The 26,111-nt window shown below is 73.2% G+C and carries 22 protein-coding genes and 3 tRNA genes; 17 read left to right on the top strand and 8 right to left on the bottom strand.

Annotated features, from left to right (window positions below; genetic code table 11):
* Positions 1-195: 195 nt before the first annotated feature.
* The 3 genes from EIO00_RS13140 to EIO00_RS13130 all read left to right on the top strand — a co-directional run bounded on the left by EIO00_RS13140 (position 196) and on the right by EIO00_RS13130 (position 2,346).
* Entirely contained in the window at positions 196-879 is a 684-nt protein-coding gene (locus EIO00_RS13140) for a PadR family transcriptional regulator (RefSeq protein WP_140178675.1), read from the top strand.
* Between the two features lie 14 nt (positions 880-893).
* The gene (locus EIO00_RS13135; RefSeq protein WP_140178673.1) at positions 894-1,346 is read left to right on the top strand and encodes a DUF1707 SHOCT-like domain-containing protein; all 453 of its coding nucleotides are present in this window, start codon (positions 894-896) and stop codon (positions 1,344-1,346) included.
* Between the two features lie 193 nt (positions 1,347-1,539).
* A complete protein-coding gene (locus EIO00_RS13130; RefSeq protein WP_140178671.1) occupies positions 1,540-2,346 on the top strand; it encodes a methyltransferase domain-containing protein in 807 nt (268 codons plus the stop codon).
* 46 nt (positions 2,347-2,392) lie between these two features.
* Here the strand turns inward: EIO00_RS13130 and eda are convergent, their stop codons facing one another.
* The 3 genes from eda to edd are packed head-to-tail and all read right to left on the bottom strand — an operon-like array spanning position 2,393 to position 5,828.
* Positions 2,393-3,013, bottom strand: a complete 621-nt coding sequence (gene eda / locus EIO00_RS13125) for a bifunctional 4-hydroxy-2-oxoglutarate aldolase/2-dehydro-3-deoxy-phosphogluconate aldolase (protein ID WP_175596210.1) — start codon at positions 3,011-3,013, stop codon at positions 2,393-2,395.
* Entirely contained in the window at positions 3,010-4,011 is a 1,002-nt protein-coding gene (glk, locus tag EIO00_RS13120) for a glucokinase (RefSeq protein ID WP_422100048.1), read from the bottom strand. Before glk ends, eda begins: the two co-directional genes overlap by 4 nt.
* Positions 4,008-5,828 carry a phosphogluconate dehydratase gene (edd, locus tag EIO00_RS13115; RefSeq protein ID WP_140178669.1) on the bottom strand — a complete coding sequence of 607 codons (1,821 nt, stop codon included), beginning with the start codon at positions 5,826-5,828 and terminating at the stop codon, positions 4,008-4,010. Before edd ends, glk begins: the two co-directional genes overlap by 4 nt.
* Before the next feature lie 151 nt (positions 5,829-5,979).
* On the opposite strand from edd, the gene EIO00_RS13110 reads away from it, so the two are divergent.
* The 3 genes from EIO00_RS13110 (at position 5,980) to EIO00_RS13100 (ending at position 10,797) form a co-directional block, all read left to right on the top strand.
* On the top strand, positions 5,980-7,140 hold the full coding sequence (locus tag EIO00_RS13110) for an ROK family transcriptional regulator (RefSeq protein WP_241661322.1): 1,161 nt from the start codon (positions 5,980-5,982) through the stop codon (positions 7,138-7,140).
* A 452-nt stretch (positions 7,141-7,592) separates the two neighbouring features.
* Complete coding sequence (pgfA, locus tag EIO00_RS13105; protein WP_140178665.1) at positions 7,593-8,597, top strand: cell envelope lipid trafficking protein PgfA; 1,005 nt, start codon at positions 7,593-7,595, stop codon at positions 8,595-8,597.
* A 508-nt stretch (positions 8,598-9,105) separates the two neighbouring features.
* Entirely contained in the window at positions 9,106-10,797 is a 1,692-nt protein-coding gene (locus EIO00_RS13100) for a glycoside hydrolase family 13 protein (protein WP_140178663.1), read from the top strand.
* A 71-nt stretch (positions 10,798-10,868) separates the two neighbouring features.
* On the opposite strand, the gene EIO00_RS13095 is transcribed toward EIO00_RS13100, so the two are convergent.
* Entirely contained in the window at positions 10,869-12,086 is a 1,218-nt protein-coding gene (locus tag EIO00_RS13095; RefSeq protein ID WP_140178661.1) for a glycoside hydrolase family 6 protein, read from the bottom strand.
* 161 nt (positions 12,087-12,247) lie between these two features.
* Between EIO00_RS13095 and EIO00_RS13090 the strand changes: the two genes are divergently transcribed.
* The 9 genes from EIO00_RS13090 to EIO00_RS13050 all read left to right on the top strand — a co-directional run bounded on the left by EIO00_RS13090 (position 12,248) and on the right by EIO00_RS13050 (position 21,811).
* Positions 12,248-13,525, top strand: a complete 1,278-nt coding sequence (locus EIO00_RS13090; protein WP_140178659.1) for an ABC transporter ATP-binding protein — start codon at positions 12,248-12,250, stop codon at positions 13,523-13,525.
* A gap of 202 nt (positions 13,526-13,727) precedes the next feature.
* Positions 13,728-15,032 carry an ABC transporter substrate-binding protein gene (locus tag EIO00_RS13085; RefSeq protein ID WP_140178656.1) on the top strand — a complete coding sequence of 435 codons (1,305 nt, stop codon included), beginning with the start codon at positions 13,728-13,730 and terminating at the stop codon, positions 15,030-15,032.
* Between the two features lie 95 nt (positions 15,033-15,127).
* A complete protein-coding gene (locus tag EIO00_RS13080; protein WP_140178654.1) occupies positions 15,128-16,105 on the top strand; it encodes a carbohydrate ABC transporter permease in 978 nt (325 codons plus the stop codon).
* Positions 16,102-17,001: a carbohydrate ABC transporter permease gene (locus EIO00_RS13075; RefSeq protein ID WP_206664127.1), complete on the top strand. Its 900-nt coding sequence runs from the start codon at positions 16,102-16,104 to the stop codon at positions 16,999-17,001. The genes EIO00_RS13080 and EIO00_RS13075 overlap by 4 nt, the downstream gene beginning before the upstream one ends.
* Positions 16,998-18,431, top strand: coding sequence for a GH1 family beta-glucosidase (locus EIO00_RS13070; protein ID WP_140178652.1), 1,434 nt, complete (start codon positions 16,998-17,000; stop codon positions 18,429-18,431). Before EIO00_RS13075 ends, EIO00_RS13070 begins: the two co-directional genes overlap by 4 nt.
* A gap of 100 nt (positions 18,432-18,531) precedes the next feature.
* Entirely contained in the window at positions 18,532-19,506 is a 975-nt protein-coding gene (locus tag EIO00_RS13065) for a LacI family DNA-binding transcriptional regulator (protein ID WP_241661321.1), read from the top strand.
* Between the two features lie 336 nt (positions 19,507-19,842).
* Entirely contained in the window at positions 19,843-20,415 is a 573-nt protein-coding gene (locus tag EIO00_RS13060; RefSeq protein WP_241661320.1) for a SigE family RNA polymerase sigma factor, read from the top strand.
* On the top strand, positions 20,415-21,254 hold the full coding sequence (locus EIO00_RS13055; RefSeq protein ID WP_140178646.1) for a hypothetical protein: 840 nt from the start codon (positions 20,415-20,417) through the stop codon (positions 21,252-21,254). Before EIO00_RS13060 ends, EIO00_RS13055 begins: the two co-directional genes overlap by 1 nt.
* A gap of 104 nt (positions 21,255-21,358) precedes the next feature.
* Complete coding sequence (locus EIO00_RS13050) at positions 21,359-21,811, top strand: PDDEXK family nuclease (RefSeq protein ID WP_140178644.1); 453 nt, start codon at positions 21,359-21,361, stop codon at positions 21,809-21,811.
* 333 nt (positions 21,812-22,144) lie between these two features.
* Here the strand turns inward: EIO00_RS13050 and EIO00_RS13045 are convergent.
* From EIO00_RS13045 to EIO00_RS13035, 3 genes are all read right to left on the bottom strand, one after another.
* A tRNA-His gene (locus tag EIO00_RS13045) sits at positions 22,145-22,221 on the bottom strand.
* 1 nt (position 22,222) lies between these two features.
* Positions 22,223-22,295, bottom strand: a tRNA-Arg gene (locus tag EIO00_RS13040).
* A 98-nt stretch (positions 22,296-22,393) separates the two neighbouring features.
* Positions 22,394-22,476 (bottom strand) — tRNA-Ser (locus EIO00_RS13035).
* A gap of 256 nt (positions 22,477-22,732) precedes the next feature.
* Between EIO00_RS13035 and EIO00_RS13030 the strand changes: the two genes are divergently transcribed.
* Together EIO00_RS13030 and EIO00_RS13025 are read left to right on the top strand one after the other, a co-directional pair.
* On the top strand, positions 22,733-23,389 hold the full coding sequence (locus tag EIO00_RS13030) for a LysE family translocator (protein WP_241661319.1): 657 nt from the start codon (positions 22,733-22,735) through the stop codon (positions 23,387-23,389).
* Positions 23,390-23,707: 318 nt separating this feature from the next.
* Positions 23,708-25,387 (top strand): AMP-binding protein, encoded by a 1,680-nt coding sequence (locus tag EIO00_RS13025; RefSeq protein ID WP_241661318.1) that lies wholly within the window; start codon positions 23,708-23,710, stop codon positions 25,385-25,387.
* A gap of 2 nt (positions 25,388-25,389) precedes the next feature.
* Here the strand turns inward: EIO00_RS13025 and EIO00_RS13020 are convergent, their stop codons facing one another.
* Positions 25,390-26,106: a nucleotidyltransferase domain-containing protein gene (locus EIO00_RS13020; protein WP_241661317.1), complete on the bottom strand. Its 717-nt coding sequence runs from the start codon at positions 26,104-26,106 to the stop codon at positions 25,390-25,392.
* Between the last annotated feature and the right edge of the window lie 5 nt (positions 26,107-26,111).

Here is a 26,111-nt window from a genome sequence, read left to right as displayed (position 1 = left end):
TAGTCCCGGCTCATACCGAGACTCAGGCGGACCTAACTTCCGCGGCTTTTCTCTCGACGTCAAGCTAGTTCCCAATTTATCTCGACATCGAGCTACTTGCACATCCCGAGCACCCCCTTCCCGGCGATACAGTATCGATATATCGTTGTCGTATCGCGACTGATCTGTGAAAGATCGTCCAAGGAGGCGACGACCATGCACACCGGCACCTTCGACACGCGCTGGATGACCGCCGCGGCGGCCCTCGGCGCCAAGGCCGCCCGGCTCGCCGAGGCCCGTCACCACGGTCCGCGCCTGCACGGCGGTCTCGGCTGGGGGTTCGGCCCCGGACCGTGGGGAGGCCCCGGACCGTGGGGCCCCTGGGACTTCCGCGGCCCGTTCCACCGACGGGGCGGATGGCGCGGCGGACGGGCCCGCAAGGGCGACGTGCGGGCGGCGATCCTGGCGCTGCTGGCCGAGGAGCCGCGCAACGGCTACCAGATCATCCAGGAGATCGCCCAGCGCAGCTCCGGGGCCTGGAAGCCCAGCCCCGGCGCGGTCTATCCGGCGCTGCAGCAGCTGGCCGACGAGGGCCTGGTGACCTCCGAGGAGAGCGGCGGGCGCAAGACGTTCTCGCTCACCGACGAGGGCCGCGCCTATGTGGAGGAGCACGCCGAGGAGCTGTCCGAGCCGTGGACGGCGATGACCCCCGAGTTCGGCGAGGGCGTCCCCGACCTGTTCAAGGAGGTGGCCCGGACCGGCGCCGCCGTGATGCAGGTGGTGCACACCGGCTCCGCCGAGCAGATCGCCCAGGCCCGGGAGATCATCGCCGAGACCCGCCGCAGGCTGTACCGCCTCCTCGCCGACGACGTCGAGGACATCGAGGACGTCGAGGAGTGAACCCGAGGAGCGAGATGGACCTGCGCATCGGCGACGCCGAACGCGACGCGGTGACCGCGGCCCTGCACGAGCACTTCGCGGCGGGCCGGCTCACCCGCGAGGAGCTCGACGAACGGCTGGGCGCCGCGCTGGGCGCCAAGACCGAACGGGATCTGCGGGAGGTCCTCGCGGACCTGCCCGCCCCGCACGGCCTCCCCCACCCCGTCCAGGAGCCCATGGGGCACCCCTGGCACCGCCATCCGGCGTTCCGGCACGGCCGGCATCCGGCGTTCCGGCCCGGTCTCCACCCTCGGCACCGCCACCATCCGCCGGCGCCGCCGATCCTGTTCCTGCTGTTCCTGGTCGGGGTGTTCTTTCACGGCCCGGGCACGGCGCCGGCGATCACGCTCGTCGCCGCCGTCGGATTCTCCGGCGCCCTGTTCGCCTTCGTGCACCGTCGCCGCCGTCGACGGCGAGCCTGGCGCTGATCCGGCACCGATCCCGGCGCCGCCCCGGCGGGCGGCCGGCGTGCCGCGACGGGCGGGGCGCCGTCCCCCGGGGCGGCCGCCGCCCCGCCCGCGGCAAAGTCCTCGGCAAGTCCTGCCACGGGTCCTGCCAGGAGGCGTGGTCGCACGGCGGCGGCGGCGTGAGGGTGGTGATATGGCCGTCGACGATATCGGGATGTTTCAGTTAGATCGGGATGCCGCCAAGGCCTACCAGCGCTATCTGGTGCCGCCGTTCTTCGCGCCCTGCGCGGAGCGGCTGTTCGGCCTGGTGCCGCCCCGGCGGGGACGCGTTCTGGACGTCGCCTGCGGCACGGGCGTGGTGGCGCTGGCGGTGGCACGCCGCAGCGGTGCGGACGCGCGCGTCACCGGGGTGGACTCCAACGAGGCGATGCTGGCGGTGGCCCGGCTCCTCGCCGGGCATGCGGGGACGGCGGCGTCCGTGGAGTGGGTCCGGGCGTCCGCCGAGAGGCTGCCCTTCGCGGACCGGGCGTTCGACCTGGTGTACTGCCAGCAGGGCCTGCAGTTCCTCGCCGACGCCGCCGCCGGGGTCGCCCAGATGCGGCGGGTGCTGCGGCCCGGCGGCAGGGCCGGGGTCGCGGTGTGGCGCGGCCCCGAGCACCACGTCCCCTTCCATGAGATCGCGGCGATCTGGGACGAGTACCTCGGGCACGGGCTGGGCGCCGTGCTGCGCGTCCCGTTCTCCGGCCCGCAGGGCTCGGCGCTGCGCGCGCTGTTCCAGAGCGCCGGTTTCACCGACGTGCGGCTGCGCATCGCCATCATCCCCGTGCGGTTCGCCTCCCCCGAGGCCTTCCTGCACGAGGAGTCCCTGGCCACCCCGGCCCGGGCCGCCTACACGGCCGCCGAACGCTTCACCGTCGAGGCCATGCGGGAGCGCATCCGCCAGCGCCTCACCTGGGCCGTCGACGACGAGGGCGTCACCTTTCCGATGCAGACCTGGCTGCTGACGGCCACCGCCGCCTGACCGGGACCCGGCCGAAGAGCGCCGGGGCGCGCCCGGTGCGGCCTCGTCAGCGCAGGGCCGCCGCCGCCCGGGCCAGCTCCTCGATGCGGCCCCAGTCCTTCGCGCGGACGGCGTCGGCGGGGGTCAGCCAGGTGCCGCCCACACAACCCACGTTGGGGAGCGCCAGGTACTCCCCGGCGGTCTCGGGGGTGATGCCCCCGGTGGGGCAGAACCGGGCCTGCGGGAGGGGGCCGGCCAGGGCCTTGAGGTAGGCGGGACCGCCGGCGGCCTTGGCGGGGAAGAACTTCATGGCGGTGATGTCGTGCTCCAGCAGGGCCATGGCCTCCGAGGCGGTGGAGACGCCCGCCAGGAACGGCAGGCCGGTGTCGGTCATGGCCCGGCGGAGACGGTCGGTGCATCCGGGGCTGACCAGGAAGCGGGCGCCGGCCTCGGCGGCCCGGGCGGCCTGCTCCGGCGTCACCACGGTGCCGGCGCCGACCACGGCGTCCTCGACCTCGCCGGCGATCCGTTCGACGGCCTCCAGGGCGGCGGGGGTGCGCAGGGTGATCTCGATGACGCGCAGTCCGCCCGCCGTCAGGGCGCGCGCCAGGGGGACCGCGTCGGCGGCGTCGTGCAGGACCACGACGGGGACGACGGGGCACAGGTCGAGCAGCTCGGTTGCGTTCACGCGAACTCCAGGGAGGCCAGCCGGACGGCGGCGCCGGACAGGGCCGGGGTCGGGGCGACGATCAGGGCGGTCGGGATGGCGCGCAGATACGACTCCATCGGCGGCTTGCTCTCGAAGCGGCGACGGAAGTCGCTGCGGCGCAGCACCTCCCAGATGCGGGGCAGGATCCCGCCGCCGACGTAGACGCCGGCGCGGGCGCCGAACGTCAGGGCGACGTTTCCGGCGAACGAGCCCAGCAGGGAGCAGAACGTCTCCAGGGTCTCATGGCACAGCGGGTCGGTGCGGCGGGCGCAGATCTGTGCGGTCGACAGCGGCTCCACCGGGACGTCGTGCAGCCGGGAGAGCAGCCGGTACAGCCGGGCCAGCCCGTCGCCGGAGAGCAGATGCTCGGCCTCGACGGTGCCGTGTTCGGCGCGCAGCATCGTCACGATCCGATGCTCGCGCTCGGTGGTCGCGGGCAGGTCCATGTGCCCGCCCTCCCCGGGCACCGCCACCAGCCGGTCCCCCACCCGGATCAGCCCGGCCACGCCCAGCCCGGTGCCCGGGCCGACCACCGCGGCGGGCGCGTCGCCGGAGGGGACGGCGTCGCCCAGGGGACGCAGGTCGCCGGGCCCCAGGGTGGGCAGCGCCAGCGCCAGCGCCTCGAAGTCGTTCATCAGCTCCAGGTGGTCCAGCCCCAGGTCGTCGCGGACCTCGGCGGCGTTGCCCGCCCAGTGCGCGTTGGTGAGCCGGTACTCGCCGTCCTCGGAGGTCGGCCCGGCGATGGCGATGCAGGCGGCGCTGGGCCGCATGTCGCCGGCGTGGCGGGCCAGGTAGGTGGCGGCGGCCTCGGCGAGCCCGGCGTGGTCGCGGACCGCCAGCACCTGCACCCGGCAGGGCGCGCCGCCGGGCGCGGTGATCAGCCCGAACCGGGCGTTGGTGCCGCCGACGTCGGCGACCAGCCAGGGCCGCTGCGCCGACGGGGAGCGCGGCGGCGCGGCGGTCGACATCGCGGTCATGACGCGAACACCCCCGCCCCCCGCTCGGCCGGCCCGACCGCCCGGCGGAACGCCGCGAACAGCTCCCGCCCGGTGCCGTACTGCTCGGCCGGTGGGGGCGCGGCGGGCTCGCGGGCGGCGAACTCCTCCTCCGGCACCAGCACCCGCAGTTCCCCGGCGTCGGCGTCCAGCCGGATCACGTCGCCGTCGCGGACCCGGGCCAGCGGCCCGTCCGCGGCCGCCTCCGGGGACAGGTGGATGGCCGCCGGGACCGTTCCCGACGCCCCGGACATGCGCCCGTCGGTGACCAGCGCGACCCGGTGCCCGCGGTCCTGCAGCACGGTCAGCGGCGGGGTGAGCTTGTGCAGCTCCGGCATCCCGTTGGCGCGCGGCCCCTGGAAGCGGACCACCACGACGACGTCGCGGTCCAGCTCGCCGGCCTCGAACGCGGCGTGCAGCTCCTGCTGGGAGCCGAAGACCCGGGCGGGGGCCTCCACGACGCGGTGCTCGGGGGCGACCGCCGAGATCTTCACCACCGCCCGGCCGAGATTGCCGGTGACGGTGCGCAGACCGCCGTGCGCGTCGAACGGGTCGGCGACCGGCCGCAGCACGTGGAGGTCGCCGGACTCGGTGGGCCCCGGACGCCAGGTCAACCCGTCCGGGCCCAGCTCGGGGACGACCCGGTAGTCGGCCAGGGTCTTGCCGCCGACCACCCGGGCGTCGGGGTGCAGCAGCCCGGCGTCCAGCAGCTCCCCGATGAGGAACGCGGTGCCGCCCGCGGCGTGGAAGTGGTTCACATCGGCGGTGCCGTTGGGGTACAGCCGGGTCAGCAGCGGCGTCACCGTGGACAGCTCGTCGAAGTCGTCCCAGGTCAGCTCGATGCCCGCGGCGGCCGCCATGGCGACCAGGTGCAGGGTGTGGTTGGTGGAGCCGCCGGTGGCCAGCAGCGCGACCACGCCGTTGACGAACGCCCGCTCGTCCAGCAGCTCGCCGATGGGGGTGTGGTCGCCGCCGAGGGCGGTCAGCTCCAGCACCCGGCGGCCGGCCTCGGCGGTGAGGGCCTCGCGCAGCGCGGTGCCCGGCGGGACGAAGCTGGCGCCGGGCAGGTGCAGGCCCATCACCTCCATGAGCAGCTGGTTGGAGTTGGCGGTGCCGTAGAAGGTGCAGGTGCCGGGCGAGTGGTAGGAGGCGGCCTCGGCCTCCAGCAGCTCGGCGCGGCCCACCTTGCCCTCGGCGAACAGCTTGCGGACCTTGGCCTTGCGGGCGTTGGGCAGCCCGGAGGGCATCGGCCCGGCGGACACCAGGATCACCGGCAGGTGGCCGAACGACAGCGCGCCGATCACCAGCCCGGGAACGATCTTGTCGCAGACCCCCAGCAGCAGGGCCCCGTCGAACATGTCGTGGGACAGCGCCACCGCGGTGGCCATGGCGACCACGTCCCGGCTGAACAGCGACAGCTCCATGCCGGCGCGCCCCTGGGTGATGCCGTCGCACATGGCCGGGACGCCGCCGGCGAACTGCGCGGTGCCGCCCGCCTCGCCGATCGCCTTCTTGAGGATCGCCGGGTAGTCCTGCAACGGCTGGTGGGCCGAGAGCATGTCGTTGTAGGCCGACACGATCGCGATGTTGGGCGTGACCTCATCGCGCAGCCGCAGCTTCTCGGCCGGGGCGCAGGCGGCGAAGCCGTGCGCGAGGTTGGCGCAGCCCAGCGCGGTCCGGGCGGGGCCGGCGCGCACCGCGTCCCGGATCCGTTCGAGGTAGGCGGCGCGGCGGTCCGCGCTGCGCCGGGCGATGCGCTCGGTGACCCGTGCGACGACGGGGTCGAGTCCTGACGACATTCGGAACTCCGGGGGGAAGGCGAAAGACGACGAGACGGAAAACTACCGACCCATAGGGAACTTATACAAGCACCCTTATGAACGCAGGGTTACAAAAGTCTGCGATCATGCGCGGGTCGACACACGAAACTCCTCGTGGTTCACTGGCTCAGTGCCCAGACGCCCCTCCACCAGCGGAGACCTCCTCCGCCTCATTCGCGAGGAGGGCGTGGCCACCCGTGCCGAGCTGGCCCGCCTCACCGGGCTGTCCCGCCCGGCGGTCACCCTGCGGGTCAACGAGCTGATCGCGCACGGGCTGGTCATCGAACGCCCCGGAGAGCTGTCGTCCGGCGGACGCCCGCCGGCCCGGCTGGAGTTCAACGCGGCGGGCGGAGCCGTCCTGGTGGCCAACCTCGGCCGCCGCCGCGGCCAGCTCGCGGTGTGCGACCTGGGCGGCCGGATCCTGGTGCAGTCCGCCCCCGACCTGCCCACCGACCAGGACGCGGCGGGGCTGGCGGCCGGGCTGCTGGACCAGTGGGACGAGCTGCTGGGCAAGGCGGGGCTGTCGCGCACCGCCGTGCGCGGCGTGGGGGTGGGCAGCCCCGACACCGCCGAGCCCGCCCGCGAGCACGCCCCCGGCCCCGGCCGGCGCCCCTGGCTGGGCGGCGTGGACCTGGGGGAGATCGTGTCCGAGCGGTTCCCGGTCCCGGTGCACGTCGACAACGACGTGAACGTCGCGGCGCTGGGCGAGTATCAGGCCCGCTACCGGGACCGGATCGACGACATGCTGTTCGTGAAGGTGTCCACCGGCATCGGCGCGGGCCTGATCGCCGGCGGCCGGATCCAGCGCGGCGCGCTGGGGGCGGCCGGGGAGATCGGGCACATCCCGGTGCGCGACGGCGACGGCACGCCGTGCCGCTGCGGCAACACCGACTGCGTGGAGGCCGTCGCCGGCGGGGCCGCCCTGCTGGCCCGCACCGGCGCGGCCGACCTGGGCGAGCTGACCAGGCGCGTCGCCGCCGGGGACGCGACGGTGGTGGCGCTGGTCCGGGAGGCCGGCCGGCGGATCGGAGAAGTGGTCGCCGCCGCCGTCAACCTGCTCAACCCGGCCGTGGTGGTGCTGGGCGGCGACCTCACCGACGGGGTCGAGCCGCTGATCGCCGGAGTCCGCGAGGTGGTCTACCGGCGGGCGACCGCGCTGGCCACCCGGCAGCTGCGCATCGAGCCGAGCATGCTGGGCGACGCGGCGGGCCTGATGGGCTGCGCGGCCATGGTCTGCGACCACATCCTCTCCCCCGCCGCCGTGGACGCCGCCCTGTCGGCCGGCCGCTGACGATCGGGCGGCCCGGGTCTTCGCTCCGCGCTCCGGCGATCCGCCGCACCGCACACGGTCCGGCGTCCGACGAGCGGGGCGCAGCCGGCACGGTGCCGGCTGCGTGACGACGCCGTGACGACGCCGTGACGACCCTCTGTCGACGCCGTGACGACGCCGTGGCGACACCGTGGCGACGCCGCATCGCCGTCGCATCGACGTCGCATCGACGCCGTGCCGGCGCCGTGCCGACACGGTGAAGCGGGCTCGGCACGGAGGGTGGCCGTCGGCTCCTCTCAGGTCACGAGTTGAACACTCCGTGAGTACAAACCCGACTTTTTGCTCAACAGCACATGAAAACAAAGCGTACGGTTACTCATCCCGGCACATAGTCCGCCGTCCCCGTGACGGAGGACACTCGCCCGGCGATACCTGTCCACCCCTTCGCGCTCACGAAAGGACACGAGCGCCCCATGACGACTGATCAGGCTCCGCGCACGGCCGGCAGGAACCCTTCCGACGGCGAGACGCGGTCCCGGGGCCTTCTCGCACCGATCCTGCTCGGGGTGGGGGTCTTCCTGCTCACGACGGCGCTCGCGCTGCGCTTCTTCGTGGCCGACCGGCTGCTGGTCGCCCCGACGAACCTCTACCAGAAGACCACCCTGCAGGCGATCGGCGCCTCCTACTTCGACGCCGGGGCCGTCCAGGACCGGACCGGTGCGACGCTGACGCTCACCAGCACGATGCGCGGCGACGTCAAGGCCGCCAAGGGGGACACCGCCGTGTGGGACGTCTTCCAGGTGCTGGAGGACATCCCCAACGGCGGCAACGAGGTGAGCATCATCCAGCAGCGGTTGGCGTTCGACCGCGGCAGCGGCGAGCTGAAGGCCTGCTGCGGCACCCACGTCAACAACGACACCTCGGTCCGGCCGTCGGGGCTGAGCGGCCTGTTCTGGCCGGTCGGCTCGCTGGAGAAGAAGACCTACCAGGTGTTCGACGCCAGCACCAAGCGGTCCTGGCCGGCCGAGTACCAGGGCACCGAGACGATCCGGGGCGTCAAGGCCTACAAGTTCGTGCAGACCATCCCGGACACCGTCATCGCCACCCTGCCGGAGGTCCCCTCCACGCTGCTCGGCATCCCGGGCAAGAGCCGCAACGTGGCGGCCGACCGTTACCAGCGGGCCACCATCGCCTACTGGGTCGACCCGCGCAGCGGCGTCACCGTCCACCGCGAACAGCAGGTCGTGCAGACGCTGCGCGGCAAGGACGGCAACGGCAGCAAGATCGTCGCGGACTTCACCCTGAAGATGACCCCGCAGAGCCAGAAAGAGCTGGTCGCCAAGGCCGACGACACCGCCTCCAAGGTGTCGCTGCTGCGCGTGACCGGCCCGTTGGTGTCGCTGCTCCTGGGCCTGGCGCTGCTGGGCGCCGGGGCCGCGGCGATGCTGCGCCGCCGGGGCACGCGGCACGCCTCCTGACCTCCCGGACACCACCCCAGAGGCCACCCCCGCGCAAGGGCCGTCGCGGACCTCCGCGACGGCCCTTGCGTTCGTCTCGGCGCGAGACCGCCCCCGCGGGGCGGGATCGTCCGGAACCGGCCGAGGCGCGTCCCCGGGCGGGCGCCGCCGATCGGCAGGATCTGCCGAATCTCCCGGCCGGTTCCGCCGGAGCGGTCCGCCGCCGACATAGGCTGGGACCCGCCCGCGCCGCGGTCGCACCGCTCTCACCTGCATCGACGCCTCGACCACCGATGCCTCGGACGAGCGCCTCGAGCGAGGCCGCCCTCGACGCATCGGCGGTCGACGCCGCGGAGACGGCCGCGCCCGCCGTCGCCGGACCCGCCGGCGGCGGCGGGCGCGACGACCGCCGGCGCGCGGCAGGACCCGGGGATCGTCACCGCGCCGCCGGTGGCGTCGTTCCAGGGACGGATCGCCGTCGGGCGGACCGCCGGCGGCGGCGCACGAACGCGACGAGCAAAGGACATCGATGACGCAGCACACGGCCGACGCCTCCGCCCGCGCCGCGGGGTCGGGCACCCGCTGGTGGCGGGATGCGGTGATCTACCAGATCTACATCCGCAGCTTCGCCGACTCCGACGGCGACGGGGTCGGCGACCTGCCCGGGATCCGCAGCCGGCTGCCGTACCTGGCCGACCTCGGCGTGGACGCGGTGTGGATCACGCCGTTCTACCCCTCGCCGATGGCCGACTTCGGGTACGACGTGGCCGACTACCGGGGCGTGGACCCGATCTTCGGAACGCTGGAGGACTTCCGCGCGCTCCTCGACGAGGCCCACGAGCTGGGACTGCGGGTGATCGTGGACCTGGTGCCCAACCACACCTCCGACCGGCACCCGTGGTTCCAGGAGGCGCTGGCCGCCGGCCCGGGCAGCCCGGCCCGCGACCGCTACATCTTCCGCGACGGCCGCGGCCCCGACGGATCGCTGCCGCCCAACGACTGGGAGTCGGTGTTCGGCGGATCGGCCTGGACGCGCGTCGCGGACGGGCAGTGGTACCTGCACCTGTTCGCCGTCGAACAGCCCGATCTGAACTGGGACAACCCCGAGGTCCGCGCCGAGTTCGAGGACGTCCTGCGGTTCTGGCTGGACCTGGGGGTGGACGGGTTCCGCATCGACGTGGCGCACGGCATGGTCAAGGCCGAGGGCCTGCCCGACGTCGGCTGGCAGGGACAGGCCACCATGCTGGGCGACAACGTCCTGCCGTACTTCGACCAGGACGGGGTGCACGAGATCCACCGCTCCTGGCGACGGCTGCTGGACTCCTATCCCGGGGAGCGGATCGGCGTGGCCGAGGCGTGGGCGCCGACCCCCGAGCGGCTGGCCCGCTACGTGCGGCCCGACGAGCTGCACCAGGCGTTCAACTTCCACTACCTGGTCGCCGACTGGGACTACCGCGCCAAGCGCGAGGTGATCGCCGAGTCGCTGCGCACCGCCGAGCTGGTGGGCGCGCCCACCACCTGGGTGCTGTCCAACCACGACGTCAAGCGGCACGTCACCCGGTACGGCGGCGGCGAGCTGGGGCTGCGGCGGGCCCGCGCCGCGGCGCTGCTGATGCTGGCGCTGCCCGGCTCGGCCTACATCTACCAGGGCGAGGAGCTGGGCCTGGCCGAGGTGCTGGACCTGCCGGACGAGTACCGGCGGGACCCGCAGCGCGCCCGCGATCCCGAGGACGGCCGCGACGGCTGCCGGGTGCCGATCCCCTGGTCGGGGGACGCGCCGCCGTTCGGGTTCAGCCCGGGCCCCTCCAGCTGGCTGCCGATGCCCGAGCACTGGCGCGAGCTGACCGCGGAACGCCAGTCGGCCGATCCGGACTCGATGCTGACGCTGTACCGGCGGGCGCTGGCGATCCGGCGCGAGCACCCGGCGCTGGGGGACGGGCCGCTGCGCTGGCAGGCCGGGCCGCCCGAGACGCTGGTGTTCACCCGCGAGGGCGCATCGGACGACGGTGCGGAGCGGTCGCTGGTGTGCGCGGTGAACATGGGCGACCGCACCGTCCGGATACCGGCGTTCGGGCCGCTGCTGCTGGCCAGCGGACCGGTCCGCATCGAGGGGGAGTGCCTGGTGCTGCCGCCCGACACCGCCGCGTGGTGGGAGCGGGGCGAATCGGTGCCGCGGCAGCGGACCGCCCCGGAGGGGGGCGGCGGTCAGGGCGGGGCCTGATCGGCGTCCGGACGTGGAACTCCCGCGGGACCGCCCGGTCCCGCGGGAGGGTCTCGCGGCGGATCGGCGGGTCAGCGCAGCGGGGGGACGGCCCGCCGCGCCAGGTCGAGCGCCTGCTCCGGCCACCATTGACCGGCGGGCGGATCGACGATCCCGTACTCGGGGTCCTCGGGTCCCGCGGTGCCGCGGGTGCACTGGCCGTCGGACTCGCCGGGCCGCTTCACCCACAGGAAGGCCCGGACCAGTCGGTCGCCGGTGCGGGTGCCCGGGCGCGCGCCCAGACCCCGGCCGGGCGGGTTGCACCACTCCTGCGGATCGGGGTAGAGGCCCGGCGGCGCGGTCCAGGGGCCCCGCCCGTTCCGGCTGGTGTCCAGCACGAACGGGGTGAGGCCGCGGGCGTCGTCGGGCACGGCGGCCAGATCGTCCTCGGAGCAGGAGGCGGCCCCGGTTCGGGTGCGCAGCCACAGGCACTTGGACACCCGGGTCCCGTACTCGATCAGCTCGGCGTCGGTGCGGTAGTTGGAGACGTTGAGCACGAAGCCGTCGGCTCCGGCGACGCCGCCGCGCATCAGCCGGCTGACGATGCCCGGTTGGATGCGCGGTTCGCCGTATCCGGCGTCGTAGTCGTTCAGCTCGTGCCAGGCCGAGTGCCCGGCGTCCACGTAGACGCCGGTGCGCGGCAGCCGGGAGAAGACGGCGATCGCGTGCCTGATCTCCCGGAAGCGCTGCTCGACCAGGCTCATGTCCTCCGGCTCGCCGGTGCTGCCGCCCCCGCCGTCGTTGCACCACGGCTCGCTGGACAGCAGCGCCAGCCCGTCCGGTTCGACGATAACCACGGCCCGGCCGCCGCCGATGCCTCGGGCGAAGGCGTCGATCCACCGCTTGTAGGTCCGCTCGTCGGGCGCTCCCCCGGCCGAGTACTGCGAGCAGTCGCGGCCGGGGACGTAGTAGGCGACCAGCACGGGCACCGCGTTCTGCCGGCGGGCCCGTCGCATGACGTCGCGGACCCGGCGTTCGACCTGGGCGGGGGGGCCGTCGGTGAACCAGACGGCCTGGGGGATCTTCGCCATGGCCCGCATGAGGGCGGCGTCCTCGGTGCGGCCCTCGGCGGCCCATCGCCGGGCCTGCCGCTCGGCGTTGCCGTCCGGCTCCACGTAGAGGCGGACCCTGCCGCTCAGCGGGTCGCCGACGGCGTGGGCGTGCGCGGCGGGCGCCTGACCGGTGAGCGCGAGCACGGTCGCCAGGCCGGCCAGTGCCGCGATGCGGGTGCGCAGGCGTGCTCTCCTCACGTGGTGCTCCCTTCGCGGGGGTGGGTGGGAGCGCTCCCATGAAGGAGCTTCCCGGCAAGCCGGAAAGGTGTCAAGCCCTCGACAGGGTGGACAATCCCCCGGCCTCTGGATGTACTTGTGGTTCACCTCACAACTCGGGGCCGGCCGACGAAGGAAGCCAGATGTCCGAAGTGGTGCTGGATGCGGTCAGCAAGGTCTACCCGGGGGGCCAGCGAGCCGTCGAGGAGCTGTCGTTGACCATCGCCGACGGTGAGTTCCTGGTGCTGCTCGGTCCGTCCGGCTGCGGGAAGTCCACCACGCTGCGCATGGTCGCCGGCCTGGAGGAGGTCACCGCCGGGACGATCTGGCTGGACGGCCGTCCGGCCAACGACCTGACGCCGCGCGAGCGCAACGTCGCCATGGTGTTCCAGAACGGCGCGCTCTATCCGCACCGTTCGGTGCGCGGCAACATCGGCTTCCCGCTGGAGATCGCCAAGGCCGATCCGGCCGAGTCCGCCGAGCGGGTCACCGAGCTGGCCCGCGCGCTGGGCCTGGAGCGGCTGCTGGACCGGCTGCCCGGCACGTTGTCGGGCGGGCAGCGGCAGCGGGTGGCGATGGGCCGGGCCATCATCCGCGAGCCCTCGCTGTTCCTGATGGACGAGCCGCTGTCCAACCTGGACGCCGCGCTGCGCAACGAACTGCGGCTGGAGATCGGCGGGCTGGTGCGCGGACTGGGCGTGACCACCCTGTACGTCACCCACGACCAGGTCGAGGCGCTGACGCTGGCCGATCGGATCGCGGTGATGAACGAGGGCCGCCTGGAGGACGTGGGCACCCCCACCCAGATCTACGAGAACCCGGCCACCGCGTTCGTGGCGGCGTTCCTGGGCGTGCCCCCGATCAACCTGCTGGCGGCCACCGTGGAGGCCGTGGCCGGCGAGGGCGTGAACCTGCATCTGGGCCGGCAGCGGCTGGTGATCCCCTGGTCCGACCCCCGGGCCCAGTACCTGGCCTCCCGTCATGCCGACGAGGTCGTGGTGGGCATCCGGTCCGACGCCCTGCAGCCCACCGGGGACCCCCATCTGGGCGCGGTGCTGTCCGGGCACCTGCGCGCCCTGGAGTTCCACGGCCACGAGTGGCTGGCGCACATCGACGCCGGCGTGACCGTGGTGGACGCGGCGACGGTGAGCCGGCGGCGCGAGCCGGAGCCGGTGGGGGCGCCGTCCCGGCCGACCGGAATGGCGGGCCGGGCGTTGGCGCTGCTGCGCGGCCCGCACCGGCGCGCCCCCGTCGAGCCTCCCGCCCAGCACGTGGGCGCGCACCGCCGGGCGGAGCTGCTGACCCGGCTGCACTCCCGGGACGGCTACTCCCCGGGGATGGACATCCATCTGGCCGTGGACCTGGACCGGGTGCTGGTGTTCAGCAAGGACGGCCGCCGCGTGGACCCGGTGCTCCGCTGAGCCCGTCTCCACCCTGCCGACCTGGGGATTCCGCCGGACCGGCGGGAGCGGCGGGGCGGGGTCGGCGGGGTCGCTCAGGTAACGGTTGCATTTCAAGAGATTGACAGTGACCCACGTCACCGTCTTTCCTGTGGGAGCGCTCCCACACCGCGTCGGCGGCCGATCCGCCGGCGCATGAGGAAAGGACGGAGAGGGGTCTGCGATGGGTTCTCCGAGACGTTCGCGGAAACGGCGCGGGCTCACCGCGCTGGCCGCGGTGCTGACCGGCGTCATGGTCGCCGGCACCGCCTGCAGCGGTGACAGCGGCGACGACACGATCACGCTGACCGTCGACACCTTCGGCGAGTTCGGCTACGAGGAGCTGTTCAAGCAGTACGAGGCCCAGCACCCGAACATCAAGATCCGCTCGCGCAAGGTCTCCGACCTGGACACCTACAAGCCGCAGCTGCAGCGCTGGATCGGGACCGGCCGGGGCGCCGGCGACGTGGTGGCCATCGAGGAGGGCCTGCTCCCCACCTACATGCAGCAGGCGGACAAGTTCGTCAACCTCTTCGACTACGGGGGCGCCGAGCTCAAGGAGAACTTCCTCGAGTGGAAGTGGCAGATGGGCGTGACCCCGGACGGCAAGCAGCTCATGGCGCTGGGCACCGACATCGCCCCGCTCAGCATGTGCTACCGCAAGGACCTGTTCGCCAAGGCCGGCCTGCCCACCGACCGCGACGAGGTCACCAAGCTGTGGCCGACCTGGGACGACTTCTTCCGGCGCGGCCAGGAGTTCCAGAGCAAGGTCTCCGGCACCAAGTGGCTGGACGGCCCGCAGGCGCTGCTGCGGGTGACCGTGCTGCAGGAGGCCAGCAAGGGCCCCGGCTACAGCTACTTCGACAAGAGCAACAACTTCGTCGTCGACTCCAACCCCGCGGTCAAGACCGCGTTCGACACGGCGCTGAAGTTCCAGGAGGCGAAGCTGACCGCCAACCTCCAGGTCTTCACCCCGCCGTGGCAGACCGGGCTCAAGCGCGACGCGTTCGCCACCGTGCCGTGCCCGGCCTGGATGCTCGGCGGCATCGAGGAGTACGCCGGCGAGCAGGGCAAGGGCAAGTGGGACCTGGCCGGCATCCCCGGCGGCGGGGGCTACTGGGGCGGCTCCTGGCTGGCGGTGCCCAAGCAGAGCAAGCACCCCAAGGAGGCCGCCGAGCTGGCCAAGTTCCTGACCAGCCCGCAGGGGCAGCTGGCCGCGTTCAAGGCCGCCAACACCTTCCCGTCCTCGCCCAAGATCTTCTCCGACCCGGCGGTCGCCGAGGCGACGAGGCCGTACTTCAGCGACGCGCCGATCGGCAAGCTCTTCAGTGAGGCGGTCTCCCAGGTGAAGCCGGTCTACCTCGGTCCCAAGAACGAGGACGTCCGGCAGGAGCTGGAGAACGTCCTGGTCGCGGTCGGCGAGGGCAAGGTCCGGCCGGACCAGGCCTGGAGCCAGGGCGTCGAGCGGGCCCGCGGGGTCTCCAGGTAACCGACTCCCCCAGGTCGTACGCCGACGCCTCCTCGCCCGGCCGCACGGGGGCGGCCGGGCGAGGAGGCCCGCCCCGATCTCCGAAAGGACATCCCATGAGCCTGGACGTGCGCCCGACGCCCACCCGGCGACGGGCGAAGGCCGGCACCACCGCCTCGCCTCCCGACCGGGGCGTGCGGGCCCGGCTGTCCCGCCTGGACATCAAGGTCTCGCCCTACCTGCTGATCTCGCCGTTCTACGTCGTGTTCGCGGTGTTCGGCGCGTTCCCACTGCTGTTCACGCTGTGGATGTCGCTGCGCGACCGCGAACTGGCCAGCGGCAAGGACGAGTTCGTCGGACTGCGCAACTACACCGAGCTGCTGCAGGACGCGAACTTCTTCAACGCCGTGGTCAACACCCTCGGCATGTTCGTCATCGCCACCGTGCCGCAGCTGCTGCTGGCGCTGATGCTGGCCAACGCGCTCAACCGGCGGCTGCGCGGCAGCACGCTGTTCCGGGTGGGGTTCATGATGCCGCTGGTCACCTCCACGGTGGCGGTGGCGGTGGTCTTCACCCAGCTGTTCGACACCGACTTCGGGCTGATCAACTGGCTGCTGGGGCTGGTCGGGGTGGATCCGATCGCCTGGCAGTCCGACCGCTGGTGGTCGTGGGTGGCCATCAGCGTGATGGTCGACTGGCGGTGGACCGGCTACAACGCGCTGATCTATCTGGCCGCGATGCAGTCCATCCCCAAGGACCTGTACGAGGCCGCGGCCATCGACGGGGCCTCGCGGCGCCGGCAGTTCTGGACGATCACGCTGCCGATGCTGCGGCCCACCATCATCTTCACCGCGATCGTGTCCACCATCGGCGGGCTGCAGCTGTTCACCGAGCCGGTGCTGTTCGACAACGGCGACACCGACGGCGGCTCGACCGGCCAGTTCCAGACGATCGCCATGTACATGTTCGACACGGCGTTCAGCAATGACGACTACGGCTACGGCGCCGCGGTGGCCTGGATGATCTTCCTGCTGATCATCGTGTTCTCGCTGCTCAACTTCATGATCATTCGCCGGATGGGGGGCGCGCGATGACGCTGGTGGCCGGTCCTGATCTGGCCGGAGCCCGGGGCCAGCACGCCAGGCCCCGCGCCGGCCGGCTGCGCGGGCTGTGGGAGGCCAGCCCGCTGACCTACATCACCCTGATCGTCGGGCTGGTCCTGTCGGTCTTCCCGATCTACTGGATGATCATCGTGGCCACCCGGGGGAACGAGATCGTCGGTGACGTCCCGCCGCCGATGCTGCCGGGCGGCGAGCTGGGCGAGAACGTCTCGAAGGTGTTCGACGCCCAGGAGGCCTACTTCGCCAAGGGTCTGGTGAACTCGGCGATCGTGGCGAGCTCGGTGACGATCTCCACGGTGCTGTTCGCCACCATGGCCGGGTTCGCGTTCGCCAAGCTGCGGTTCCGCGGCAAGAACGCGCTGCTGCTCACGGTGATCGCGACGATGATGATCCCGGTCCAGATGGGGATCATCCCGCTCTACATGATGATGGGCTGGTTCGGCTGGCAGGGCGAGCTGCAGTCGGTCATCCTGCCGTTCCTGATCACCGGGTTCGGCGTGTTCATGATGCGCCAGTACACCCAGCAGGCGGTGCCGGACGAGCTGATCGAGGCGGCCCGGGTGGACGGCTGCTCCACGTTCCGCATCTACTGGAGCGTCGTGCTGCCCGCGCTGCGCCCGGCGGCCGGCGTGCTGGCGCTGTTGACCTTCATGCAGACCTGGAACGAGTTCATGTGGCCGCTGGCCGCGCTCACCCCGGAGAACCCCACCGTGCAGCTGTCCATCCGGCAGCTCAACGGGGCCTACTTCCAGGACTACACCCTGGTCTTCGCCGGGACCACGGTCGCCACGGTGCCCCTGCTCATCGTTTTCGTCATCTTCAGCCGCCAGATCATCGGCGGGATCATGGAAGGCGCGGTCAAGGCGTGACAGCAGCACACGAGAGGCAAACGCAGACCCGGGAATCGGCCCTCGTCAGCTTCCCGCAGGACTTCCGCTGGGGGGCGGCGACCTCCGCGTACCAGATCGAGGGGGCCGTCGACGAGGGCGGGAGGGGCCGGTCCATCTGGGACACCTTCTGCGACACCCCCGGCGCGGTGCTCGGCGGGGACACCGCCGCCGAGGCCGTCGACCACTACCACCGGTACGCCGAGGACGTGGCGCTGATGGCCGAGCTGGGCCTGAACGCCTACCGGTTCTCGCTGTCGTGGCCGCGGATCCAGCCGTCCGGAACGGGCCCGGCCGACCAGCGCGGCCTGGACTTCTACCGGCGGCTGGTCGACGAGCTGCTCCAGGCCGGGATCGAGCCGTGGATCACCCTCTACCACTGGGACCTGCCGCAGGCCCTGGAGGACAAGGGCGGCTGGCCCGAGCGCGACACCGCGCTGCGGTTCGCCGAGTACGCGGCGCTGGCGCATGAGGCGCTCGGCGACCGGGTGCGGAACTGGATGACGATCAACGAGCCGTGGTGCGCCGCCTATCTGGGGTACGCCTCCGGCGAGCACGCGCCCGGACGGCGCGAACCGGCCGCCGCGCTGCGCGCCGCCCACCATCTGCTGCTGGGGCACGGGCTGGCGGTGCAGGCGATGCGGGGGCGGCGCTCGGGCTCCCGCATCGGCCCGGCGGTCAACCTGTACGCGATCTCCCCCGCCTCCGAGGCCCCCGAGGACCTGGACGCGGCGCGCCGCATCGACGGCCTGCAGAACCGGTTCTTCCTGGACGCCCTGCTGCACGGCCGCTACCCCGAGGACCTGCTGGAGGACCTGGCGCCGTTCGGGTTCGCCGATCACGTCCGGGACGGGGACCTGCAGACCATCGGGGTCCGCAACGACCTGCTGGGGATCAACTACTACACGCGGCACACCGTCTCGGGGCGGCCCGGCGAGGCGACCCAGGCGGCGTCGTCCCCGTTCTCGGCGGTGTCGCCGTGGGTGGGCTCCGAGCACGTCCGGTTCGTCAGCCGGGGCAGGCCGGTGACCGGCATGGGCTGGGAGATCGATCCGGACGGGCTGCTGGAGGTGCTGTCGCGGGTGCACCGCGACTATCCGGCGGTGCCGCTGTACATCACCGAGAACGGCGCGGGCTATGACGACGTCCCCGACCCCGACGGGTCCGTGCGCGACGACGACCGGATCGCCTATCTGGACGCTCACCTGCGGGCCTGCGCCCGGGCCATCGAGGCGGGCGTGCCGCTGCGGGGCTACTTCACCTGGTCCCTGATGGACAATTTCGAGTGGGCCTGGGGATACTCCAAGCGCTTCGGCCTGGTCTACGTTGACTACGCTACGCAGCGGCGCATCCCCAAGGCGAGCGCCCGATGGTATGCACAGACGATCCGGCGGGGCGGGCTGCCGGGTTGACCGCGTCATGGTGAAAGGGCCACACGACGGTGAGGGATCGGAACGGGTGAGGCGCGCCCAATCACGCGCCGCATCGCGAAAGCGCCCCACGCTGGAGGAGGTGGCGGCGTTGGCCGGGGTGGGCCGCGGCACGGTGTCCCGGGTCATCAACGGCTCGCCGCGCGTGAGCGCGCAGGCCAGGGCCGCGGTGCAGGCGGCCATCAAGGAACTGGGGTACGTGCCCAACCGGGCCGCCCGGACGCTGGTGACCCGGCGCACCGACACGGTGGCGCTGGTGCTGTCGGAGGACGAGGAGCGGCTGTTCGCCGAGCCGTACTTCGCCGACATCATCCGGGGCATCAGCTCGGCGCTCAACGACACCGGGCTGCAGCTGATGTTCACCCTGGCCAGGTCGGCCCGTGACCACGACCGGCTCAAGCAGTACCTGACCGGCCACCACGTCGACGGCGTGATGCTGATCAGCCTGCACGAGGCCGACCCCCTGCCGGCCCTGCTGGAGCGGCACGGCGTCCCCACCGTGCTGGGCGGCCGGCCGGTCGGCCAGGACCTCGCCGAGGTCAGCTACGTGGACGCCGACAACGAGGGCGGGGCCCATCAGGCGGTGTCCCACCTGGTGGAGCGGGGCCGGCGGAGGATCGCCACCATCGCCGGCCCCCAGGACATGGGGGTGGGCATCGACCGGCTGGCCGGTTATCGCCGGGCGCTGGGCGACCTGCCCGAGCTGGTCTCCTACGCCGACTTCAGCGAGGAGGGCGGCCACCGCGCCATGCAGGAGCTGCTGGAGCGCGACGCGGAGCTGGACGCGGTGTTCGTGGCCTCGGACAACATGGCGCTGGGGGCGTTGCGGGCGCTGCGGGCGGCCGGCCGGCGCGTGCCCGACGACGTGGCGGTGGTCGGGTTCGAGGACTCGGCCGCCGCCCGGCGCGCCGAGCCGCCGCTGACCACCGTCCACCAGCCCACCGAGCGGATGGGCCGGGAGATGGTGCAGCTGCTGGTGGCCCGGATGCGCGGTGAGCAGGCCGAGCACACCGCGGTCATCGTGGACACCCGGCTGGTGGTGCGCGAGTCGTCCTGACCCGCCTTATGGATCTCCTAGCGGAAGATCAACAGAACCTTAAGAGCGTCCGCCGTCCGGCATGATCGTTTCTACGCTGATCGTGTCGGACGGCGGATGCGCTCTGGTCCTTGTGGTGCGTGGTGGGCGCACCGGCCGTCTGTGACGAGGGGTACGGCCGGCCTGGCGGCTCCGGCTCATCCGCCGCAGGCCGGTCTCTTCGTCTTCCCATCGGTCCTTCCCGGCCTCCCACCGGTCCTTCCGGTGCATGTCACGGCATTCCGGGACAGCCCGGCCACCGGCTGTTACCCTCGCGACGTCAGCGCATACGGGAACGTCGGGGCGAAGGCGGTGGCGGTGGACGGATCGCCGGACCAGGACGCCCGTCAGGAGTTCCACCGCTTCTTCGAGCGGCATCATCGGGAGCTGGCCCGGCTGGCGTATCTGCTGATCGGCGATCCCGACGCGGCCGACGACCTGGCCGCCGACGCGCTGGTGGCGGCCTGGCGCAACTGGGACCGGGTGCGCGGAACCGATCGGCCGCTGGCCTACGTCCGCCGGATCGTGGTGAACCTGTCCAACAGCCGGTTGCGCGCGATCGTGCGGGAACGCGGCCGGATGGCCGCGCTGGGCGGCGACGCCGACGACGTCACCGACGGTCCCGACGTGGCGGCGATGGTCGACCTGCGGGCCGCGCTGCGCAGGCTGCCGCACCGCAAACGCGCCTGCCTGGTGCTGCGGTACGCGTTCGACCTCTCCGAGCAGGAGACCGCGCGGGTGCTGGGGATCTCGGTCGGCACCGTCAAGAGCCAGACCTCCCGGGCCGTCGCCGAGCTGGAGCGGCAGCTGCGCGGCAATGCGGCCGCCGAGCTGCTGGCGGGCTATCGCGCCCAGGCCCTGCGCCCGCAGAGCCGGCCGGGAGGGGCGTGATGCGCGGGCGGCGCGAACGCCGCACCGAGGAGTCCTTGGCGTGGCTGCGCGACCGATTGCACGCCGAGGCCGAACGGCACCGGCCCGACACCGCCCGCATCTGGGCGCGGGTCGAGGCCGCCTTGAACGAGCCGCCCGCCGCCCCGGAGCCGCTTCCCGTCGCACGGCGTCCCCGACGGGGCCGCGGCGCCCTCCGGGTCGCCGTCGCGGCCCTGGCCACGGCCGGGGTGCTGGGCGCGACCTCACTGGCCGCGGTCATGCGGGGCGGCGGGACGGATCCCGAGCCGGCCGTCCCCCCGCCGCCGCCCCGCACCGGCGCCCCTCTCGACTCCTCCCCCGCCACCGTCACCGTCTCCCCCTCCCCCGGCGAAGGCGTCGAGGCCGAGGAGCGCACGGTGGAGAGCAGCCGGCCGCCCGCGCCGAAGGATCCGGGCCGCGAGGACGACGACGGCCCGCGTCCCGCCCCGGTGTCGGTGACCGCCGCGCACGACCGGGCCGCCCTGCCGCACCGGGGACGCGACGTCCTCAGGCTGACCGTCCGCCGACCGCTGACCACGCTGCACGTCACCATCCGGGTCGCCCGCTCCCGGCGGACGTTCCCGGCCGGGTCCTGGACCTCGCCGCCGGGCTCGCCCGTGCGGTCCGCCATCGATCTCGCCCCCGACGCGATCGTCTACCGGTACGTCCTGTCCCCCGGCCGGACGCTGCCCCCCGGCGAGTACGTGATCGCCGCTCAGTACCGGCCCGGAGGTCCGCACGACCCGGGCCGGGACGTCTTCGTCGTCACGGTCCGCGCCGCCGGGGCGGGCGCCCCCTCCACGATCCGCGGACGGTTCTGATCCGGACGGCGCCCCGGCGCGGCCCCGGACCGGGGGCGGGGCGATTCGATCGCGGTCGCGCGGGTCGGCCGCATGCGCGATCCGATGCCCGTAATGTCGGGATCATGGAAACGGTCGATCCGGTCGGCGCCGCCGGTGAAGGCGTCCACGAGGGCACGCAGGAGAACGCGATCGGGGGCGCCGGCCCCCTGGCGGCCCTGCGACGCGCGTTGCAGGACCGCGGTCTGCGCCACCAGACCGCCTATCGCCTCCCGCACGACGTCCCCCGCATCGCCGATCTGGCCTTCCCCGAGCTCAAGGTCGCGGTGTTCCTCGACCGCTGTTTCTGGCGCGAGTGCCCCGAGCCCCATCTCGACGAGCGCACCGACGCCGGGCACTGGTCCGAGGAGGCCGGGCGCGAACGGCGGCGGAACGCCCTGAGCGACCGCCGGCTCTTCGCAGACGGCTGGGCCGTCGTCCACGTCTGGGAGCACCAGGACCCCCGGCGGGCCGCGGAGCAGATCGCCGAGGTCGTCCGCGACCGCGCATTGATGCGGCGCGAGCGCGGGGCGCGCTGACCCTTCCCGGCCCCTCCCGGTGTCCTGCGTCCCCGGGCCGGGACGGACGCTCCGCGGGTCGCCCGGACCGGCCGCTGCGCCGGAGAGGGTGCGCGCCGCACCCGGGAGGCGCCCGCCCTCCGCGATCCGCGGACGATTTCGATTCGGGCGGCAACCTTTGCGCGGCCCTCGATCGACTAGAGGGTGGGGTGAAGGCCGCACCGGGTCCCGACTCCGCCATCCCCCGGTGTTCCCCCGCCTGTCCGTCCCCGGCCCCTGGGCGGGCAGGACCTCCCCCCGGCCCGCCGGCCGCCTTCCGGTCCTTCGGGCGGCCGGCGGGCGCGGAGGTCTCCAGGGCGACCGCCCGGAATCGAACCGAGGACCTCCGGGGCCACAACCCGGCGTGCAGATGCCACTACACCACGGACGCCGTGTCCTCGGCAGGATTCGAACCTGCGCTCTCCTGGTCCGCACCCAGGTGTGTTGTCCGCTACACCACGAGGACTCGATATTCGGTTGTGCGAGGACGGGAATGGAAATCCATTGCCCGGGCGCGTCCGGCCGGGCGACGAAGGCGCCGGCGCCCTGCGCCGAAAAGGCATGCGGAGGGTGTGAGATTCGAACTCACGCAGGTGTCCCTGACGACGGCTTAGCAAGCCGCTGCCTTACCGCTCGGCCAACCCTCCCGACAAAACCGCCCGGAGTCCGGACCCCGGGCGGCGACGCGAGGAGACGGCGGTCACGCTCGAGCGCCGCTTGTGGGGTCGGACGCGCTGCGACCAGCGAGGACTCGCCGATGTCGCGACATCTCCGTCACCCCTTCCCGTCGGTGTTCCGACCGTCTTCGCCGACCACTGTGCCGCAGCCCCCGTGCGGGCGCAACGCAATTTCTGCGGGCTCCGAAGCGGGGTGATGAGGTTTTAGACTCGCGGAGTGGACCTGATGCAGTTGGCTGTATTCGCAGGAGTCGTCACCGTGGCGGCGATGTCGCCGGGACCGGACTTTGCGATCACGGTTCGGAACGCCGCGGTGTCCGGGCGGCGAACGGGTGTGATGACCGCGTTGGGGATCGCGGTCGGGGTGATGGTGTGGTCGGTGTGCGCGGCGCTGGGGATCGCGGCGCTGCTGGCGGCCTCGGCGACCGCGTTCACGGTGGTCAAGCTGGTGGGCGCGGCCTACCTGCTGTACATGGGGACGCGGGCGGTGTGGGGGGCGCTGCGCGGCGGGCACGCCGCGGCCGCCGCCGACGGCGGCGAGGCCGGTGACGGTGCCGGTGACGACGCCGGCGACGCCGATCCCGCTTCCCGGCCGTGGTCGGGGTTCTGGCAGGGCCTGCTGACCAACGTGCTCAACCCCAAGGCGGCGGTGTTCTTCGTCGCGCTGATGCCGCAGTTCCTGCCCGCCTCCCCCGGGGTGGCGGACACGCTGCTGCTGGCGGTCGTCGCGGCGGCGATCACCGGGAGCTGGTTCACCGTGGTGTCCGCCGTAGTGGGGGCGCTGCGCCGGCTGCTGTCCCGGCCGGCGGTCCGCCGCCGGCTGGACGCGATCACCGGGACGGTGCTGGTGGCCCTGGGGCTCAGGCTGGTCGTCGAGCACTGAGCCGGGTCCGCGCCACCGGCCCGTGCAGGCCGTCGCGGGCGGCGTGGCCTCGGGGAGCGTCGGGCCCTCCCGGTCCTCCGGCGGCATCAGGTGCACGCCGCGCAGGTCGCGTCGGAGGCGGCGGGAGGGGGAAGCCGTACAGGCGCGCGCGCCGCCCACCGTGACGAAGCACCGCCGGCGGGGGCGCCCGGCCGCGATGCGCTCGCGCATGTCATGATCGGGCACGCCGGGAGGGAGCGGCCGGAGGGTCGCGGACACTTTCCGTGAGTGCTTGAATCTCCGGATATGTGGGCCGCGTCACATCACATCCGCCCCTGGGTGCGGTCGTATCCCGCGGGGGTGCCCGCCGATGTGGACGTTCCCGACATCCCGGTGACCCGGCTGCTCGACGACACCGCCGCCCGGCGTCCCCGTGCCACGGCGCTGTGGTTCTTCGGCCGCCGGTTCACCTACCGGCGGCTGCTGCAGGCCGTCGACCGGTTCGCCGCCGCGCTGCACGCGCTCGGGGTGCGGCCCGGCGACCGGGTGGCGCTGATCCTGCCGAACTGCCCGCAGCAGGTGATCGCCTTCTTCGGGACGCTGCGGCTGGGGGCGATCGCGGCGCTGCACAACCCGCTGTGCACCGAGGAGGAGATGCGCCGCCAGCTCGTCGACTGCGGCCCCCGGGTCGCGGTGGTGCTGGACCGGTCGTATGCGACGCTGCGCGCGGTGCGCCGCGGGGCGCGGCTCGACCATGTGGTGGTCACCTCGCTCGCGGAGCAGTTCCCCTGGCACCGGCGGCCGGCGCTGCGGCTGCCGCTGCGGACGGCGCGGCGCGAACGGGACCGTGTCACCGCCGAGGTGCCGCCGGACGCCGGCGTGGTGCGCTTCGCCGAGCTGATGCGCCGTCCGGCGCGGCCGGTGCGGCAGGCGGAGCTCGACCCGGCCCGGCGGCCGGCGGTGATCCAGTACACCGGGGGCACCGAGGGGCGGCCCAAGGGCGTGGTGCTCACCCACCGCAACCTGATCGCCAACGCCTGCCAGCGGTGCGCCTGGGACGTGGAGAGCCGGTACGGTGCGGAGGTGGTGCTGGCGGTGCTGCCGCTGTTCCACTCCTTCGGGCTGATGAGCTGCCTGATCGGCCCGATGATGGAGGCGGGGGCGGTGGTGCTGCTGCCGCGGTTCGACCTGGCGCAGACGATCCGGCTGCTGCGCCGTCACCGGCCGACGATCTTCCCGGGCGTGCCGACGCTGTACCGGGAGCTGATGGACGCTCCGGGACTGACCTGCAAGGACCTGGCCTCGGTGCGGGTGTTCCTGTCGGGCGCCAGCGGAATGGACGAGCGGACCATCGCCCGGTTCCGGGAGTGGGGGCTGACCGGGTTGATCCAGGCGTACGGGCTGACCGAGGCCTCCCCGGCGGTGTCGGCCAACCCGGTCGGCGGTGGCGCCCGCAACCGCACGGTGGGGCTGCCGCTGCCGGGCACCGAGGTGCTGGTGGTGGACGCCGAGGATCCCGCGGTGGTGCTGCCGCCGGGCCGTCCGGGCGAGCTGATGGTGCGCGGCCCGCAGGTGTTCGCCGGCTACTGGAACCGGCCGGAGGAGACCGCCCGGGTGCTGTCCCCCGACGGCTGGCTGCGCACCGGGGACATCGGGGTGATGGATCCCGACGGGTGGCTGACGATCATCGATCGCAAGCGCGACCTGGTCAAGGTGAACGGCTTCAGCGTGTACCCGTCGGAGGTGGAGGAGGTGCTGCGGCGGCATCCGGCGGTGCTGGACTGCGCGGTGTTGGGGCTGCCGGACGAGCGGAGCGGCGAGCAGGTGGTGGCGTGCGTGGTGGAGCATCCGGCCTATCCGTTCTCGGCCGACGAGCTGCGCCGCCACTGTGAGAAGTACCTGTCGCGCTACAAGGTCCCCGCCCGTTTCCTGCCGTGCGCCCGGCTGCCGCGGTCGCCGGTCGGCAAGGTGCGGCGGCGGGTGCTGCGGGAGGAGTTCCTGCGGGCCGGGATGCGCTGAGGCTAGCCGCCGACCCCCAGGGCCCGGGCGGCGGACCGGCGACGGGCCTCGTACAGCAGGGCGGCGACCCGGCGGCGGTCGGGTTCGGGCGGCAGCGGGCCGCGTTCCACGGCCGCCTCCATCCCGGCGGTCAGCTCGGCGCGCCAGCGTTCGATCTCCGGCCAGCCCACCTCGCCGCGGCGGACCGCCAGCAGCCGGTCGCGCAGGTCGCCGACGTGCACCAGCGGCCGGCCGTGCTCGGCCAGGTGCCGGCCGCTGAGCAGCAGCCGCAGCATGTGCATCACATGCTTCCAGCGGGGCTCGCCGTGGTTGCGCAGATCGGCCTGCAGCTTGCGGAACTGGCTGTCGGCGTAGCGGGTGAACGTGCGGTGCGCGCGCCGGGACAGGAACGCGGTGCGGATCAGCAGCAGCTCGCGGCCGAGGTCGGTGGCCGTCTCCACCAGCGGCGACCACAGGCATTCCAGCACGGTCGGGTTGGCCTGCAGGGCCAGGTCGCAGAACCGTTCGAGCTCCCAGGAGAAGCGTTCGGGCTCGGGCCCCTCCAGATGCGTCGGCGGCTTGTCGAGGCCCCAGAACAGCGGGGTCGGGGCCAGGAAGACGCCGCGCCGGTCCACGTCGCTGTCCTCGGTGTCCAGCCCGTAGGCCCGGGAGCCCACCACCACCGACAGCACCGTGTGCTCGCGCACCAGCCACAGGTCCGGCGCCGGGGAATCGGTCACGACAC

This window comes from Thermomonospora catenispora (assembly GCF_006363815.1).
GTDB classification, from domain to species: Bacteria; Actinomycetota; Actinomycetes; order Streptosporangiales; family Streptosporangiaceae; genus Thermomonospora; species Thermomonospora catenispora.
The sequence above is the reverse complement of the archived record's forward strand: the minus strand, read 5'-3'. Positions and strand labels throughout refer to the sequence as shown.

Bases quoted from the DNA above. Each gene is read 5' to 3' on its own strand.
- EIO00_RS13130 (WP_140178671.1), top strand. From the start codon at position 1,540: ATGTTTCAGTTAGATCGGGATGCCGCCAAGGCCTACCAGCGCTATCTG.
- EIO00_RS13075 (WP_206664127.1), top strand. From the start codon at position 16,102: ATGACGCTGGTGGCCGGTCCTGATCTGGCCGGAGCCCGGGGCCAGCAC.
- EIO00_RS13135 (WP_140178673.1), top strand. From the start codon at position 894: ATGGACCTGCGCATCGGCGACGCCGAACGCGACGCGGTGACCGCGGCC.
- EIO00_RS13085 (WP_140178656.1), top strand. From the start codon at position 13,728: ATGGGTTCTCCGAGACGTTCGCGGAAACGGCGCGGGCTCACCGCGCTG.
- EIO00_RS13140 (WP_140178675.1), top strand. From the start codon at position 196: ATGCACACCGGCACCTTCGACACGCGCTGGATGACCGCCGCGGCGGCC.
- EIO00_RS13080 (WP_140178654.1), top strand. From the start codon at position 15,128: ATGAGCCTGGACGTGCGCCCGACGCCCACCCGGCGACGGGCGAAGGCC.
- EIO00_RS13030 (WP_241661319.1), top strand. From the start codon at position 22,733: ATGCAGTTGGCTGTATTCGCAGGAGTCGTCACCGTGGCGGCGATGTCG.
- EIO00_RS13100 (WP_140178663.1), top strand. From the start codon at position 9,106: ATGACGCAGCACACGGCCGACGCCTCCGCCCGCGCCGCGGGGTCGGGC.
- pgfA (WP_140178665.1), top strand. From the start codon at position 7,593: ATGACGACTGATCAGGCTCCGCGCACGGCCGGCAGGAACCCTTCCGAC.
- EIO00_RS13055 (WP_140178646.1), top strand. From the start codon at position 20,415: ATGCGCGGGCGGCGCGAACGCCGCACCGAGGAGTCCTTGGCGTGGCTG.
- edd (WP_140178669.1), bottom strand. From the start codon at position 5,828: ATGTCGTCAGGACTCGACCCCGTCGTCGCACGGGTCACCGAGCGCATC.
- EIO00_RS13090 (WP_140178659.1), top strand. From the start codon at position 12,248: ATGTCCGAAGTGGTGCTGGATGCGGTCAGCAAGGTCTACCCGGGGGGC.
- glk (WP_422100048.1), bottom strand. From the start codon at position 4,011: ATGACCGCGATGTCGACCGCCGCGCCGCCGCGCTCCCCGTCGGCGCAG.
- EIO00_RS13050 (WP_140178644.1), top strand. From the start codon at position 21,359: ATGGAAACGGTCGATCCGGTCGGCGCCGCCGGTGAAGGCGTCCACGAG.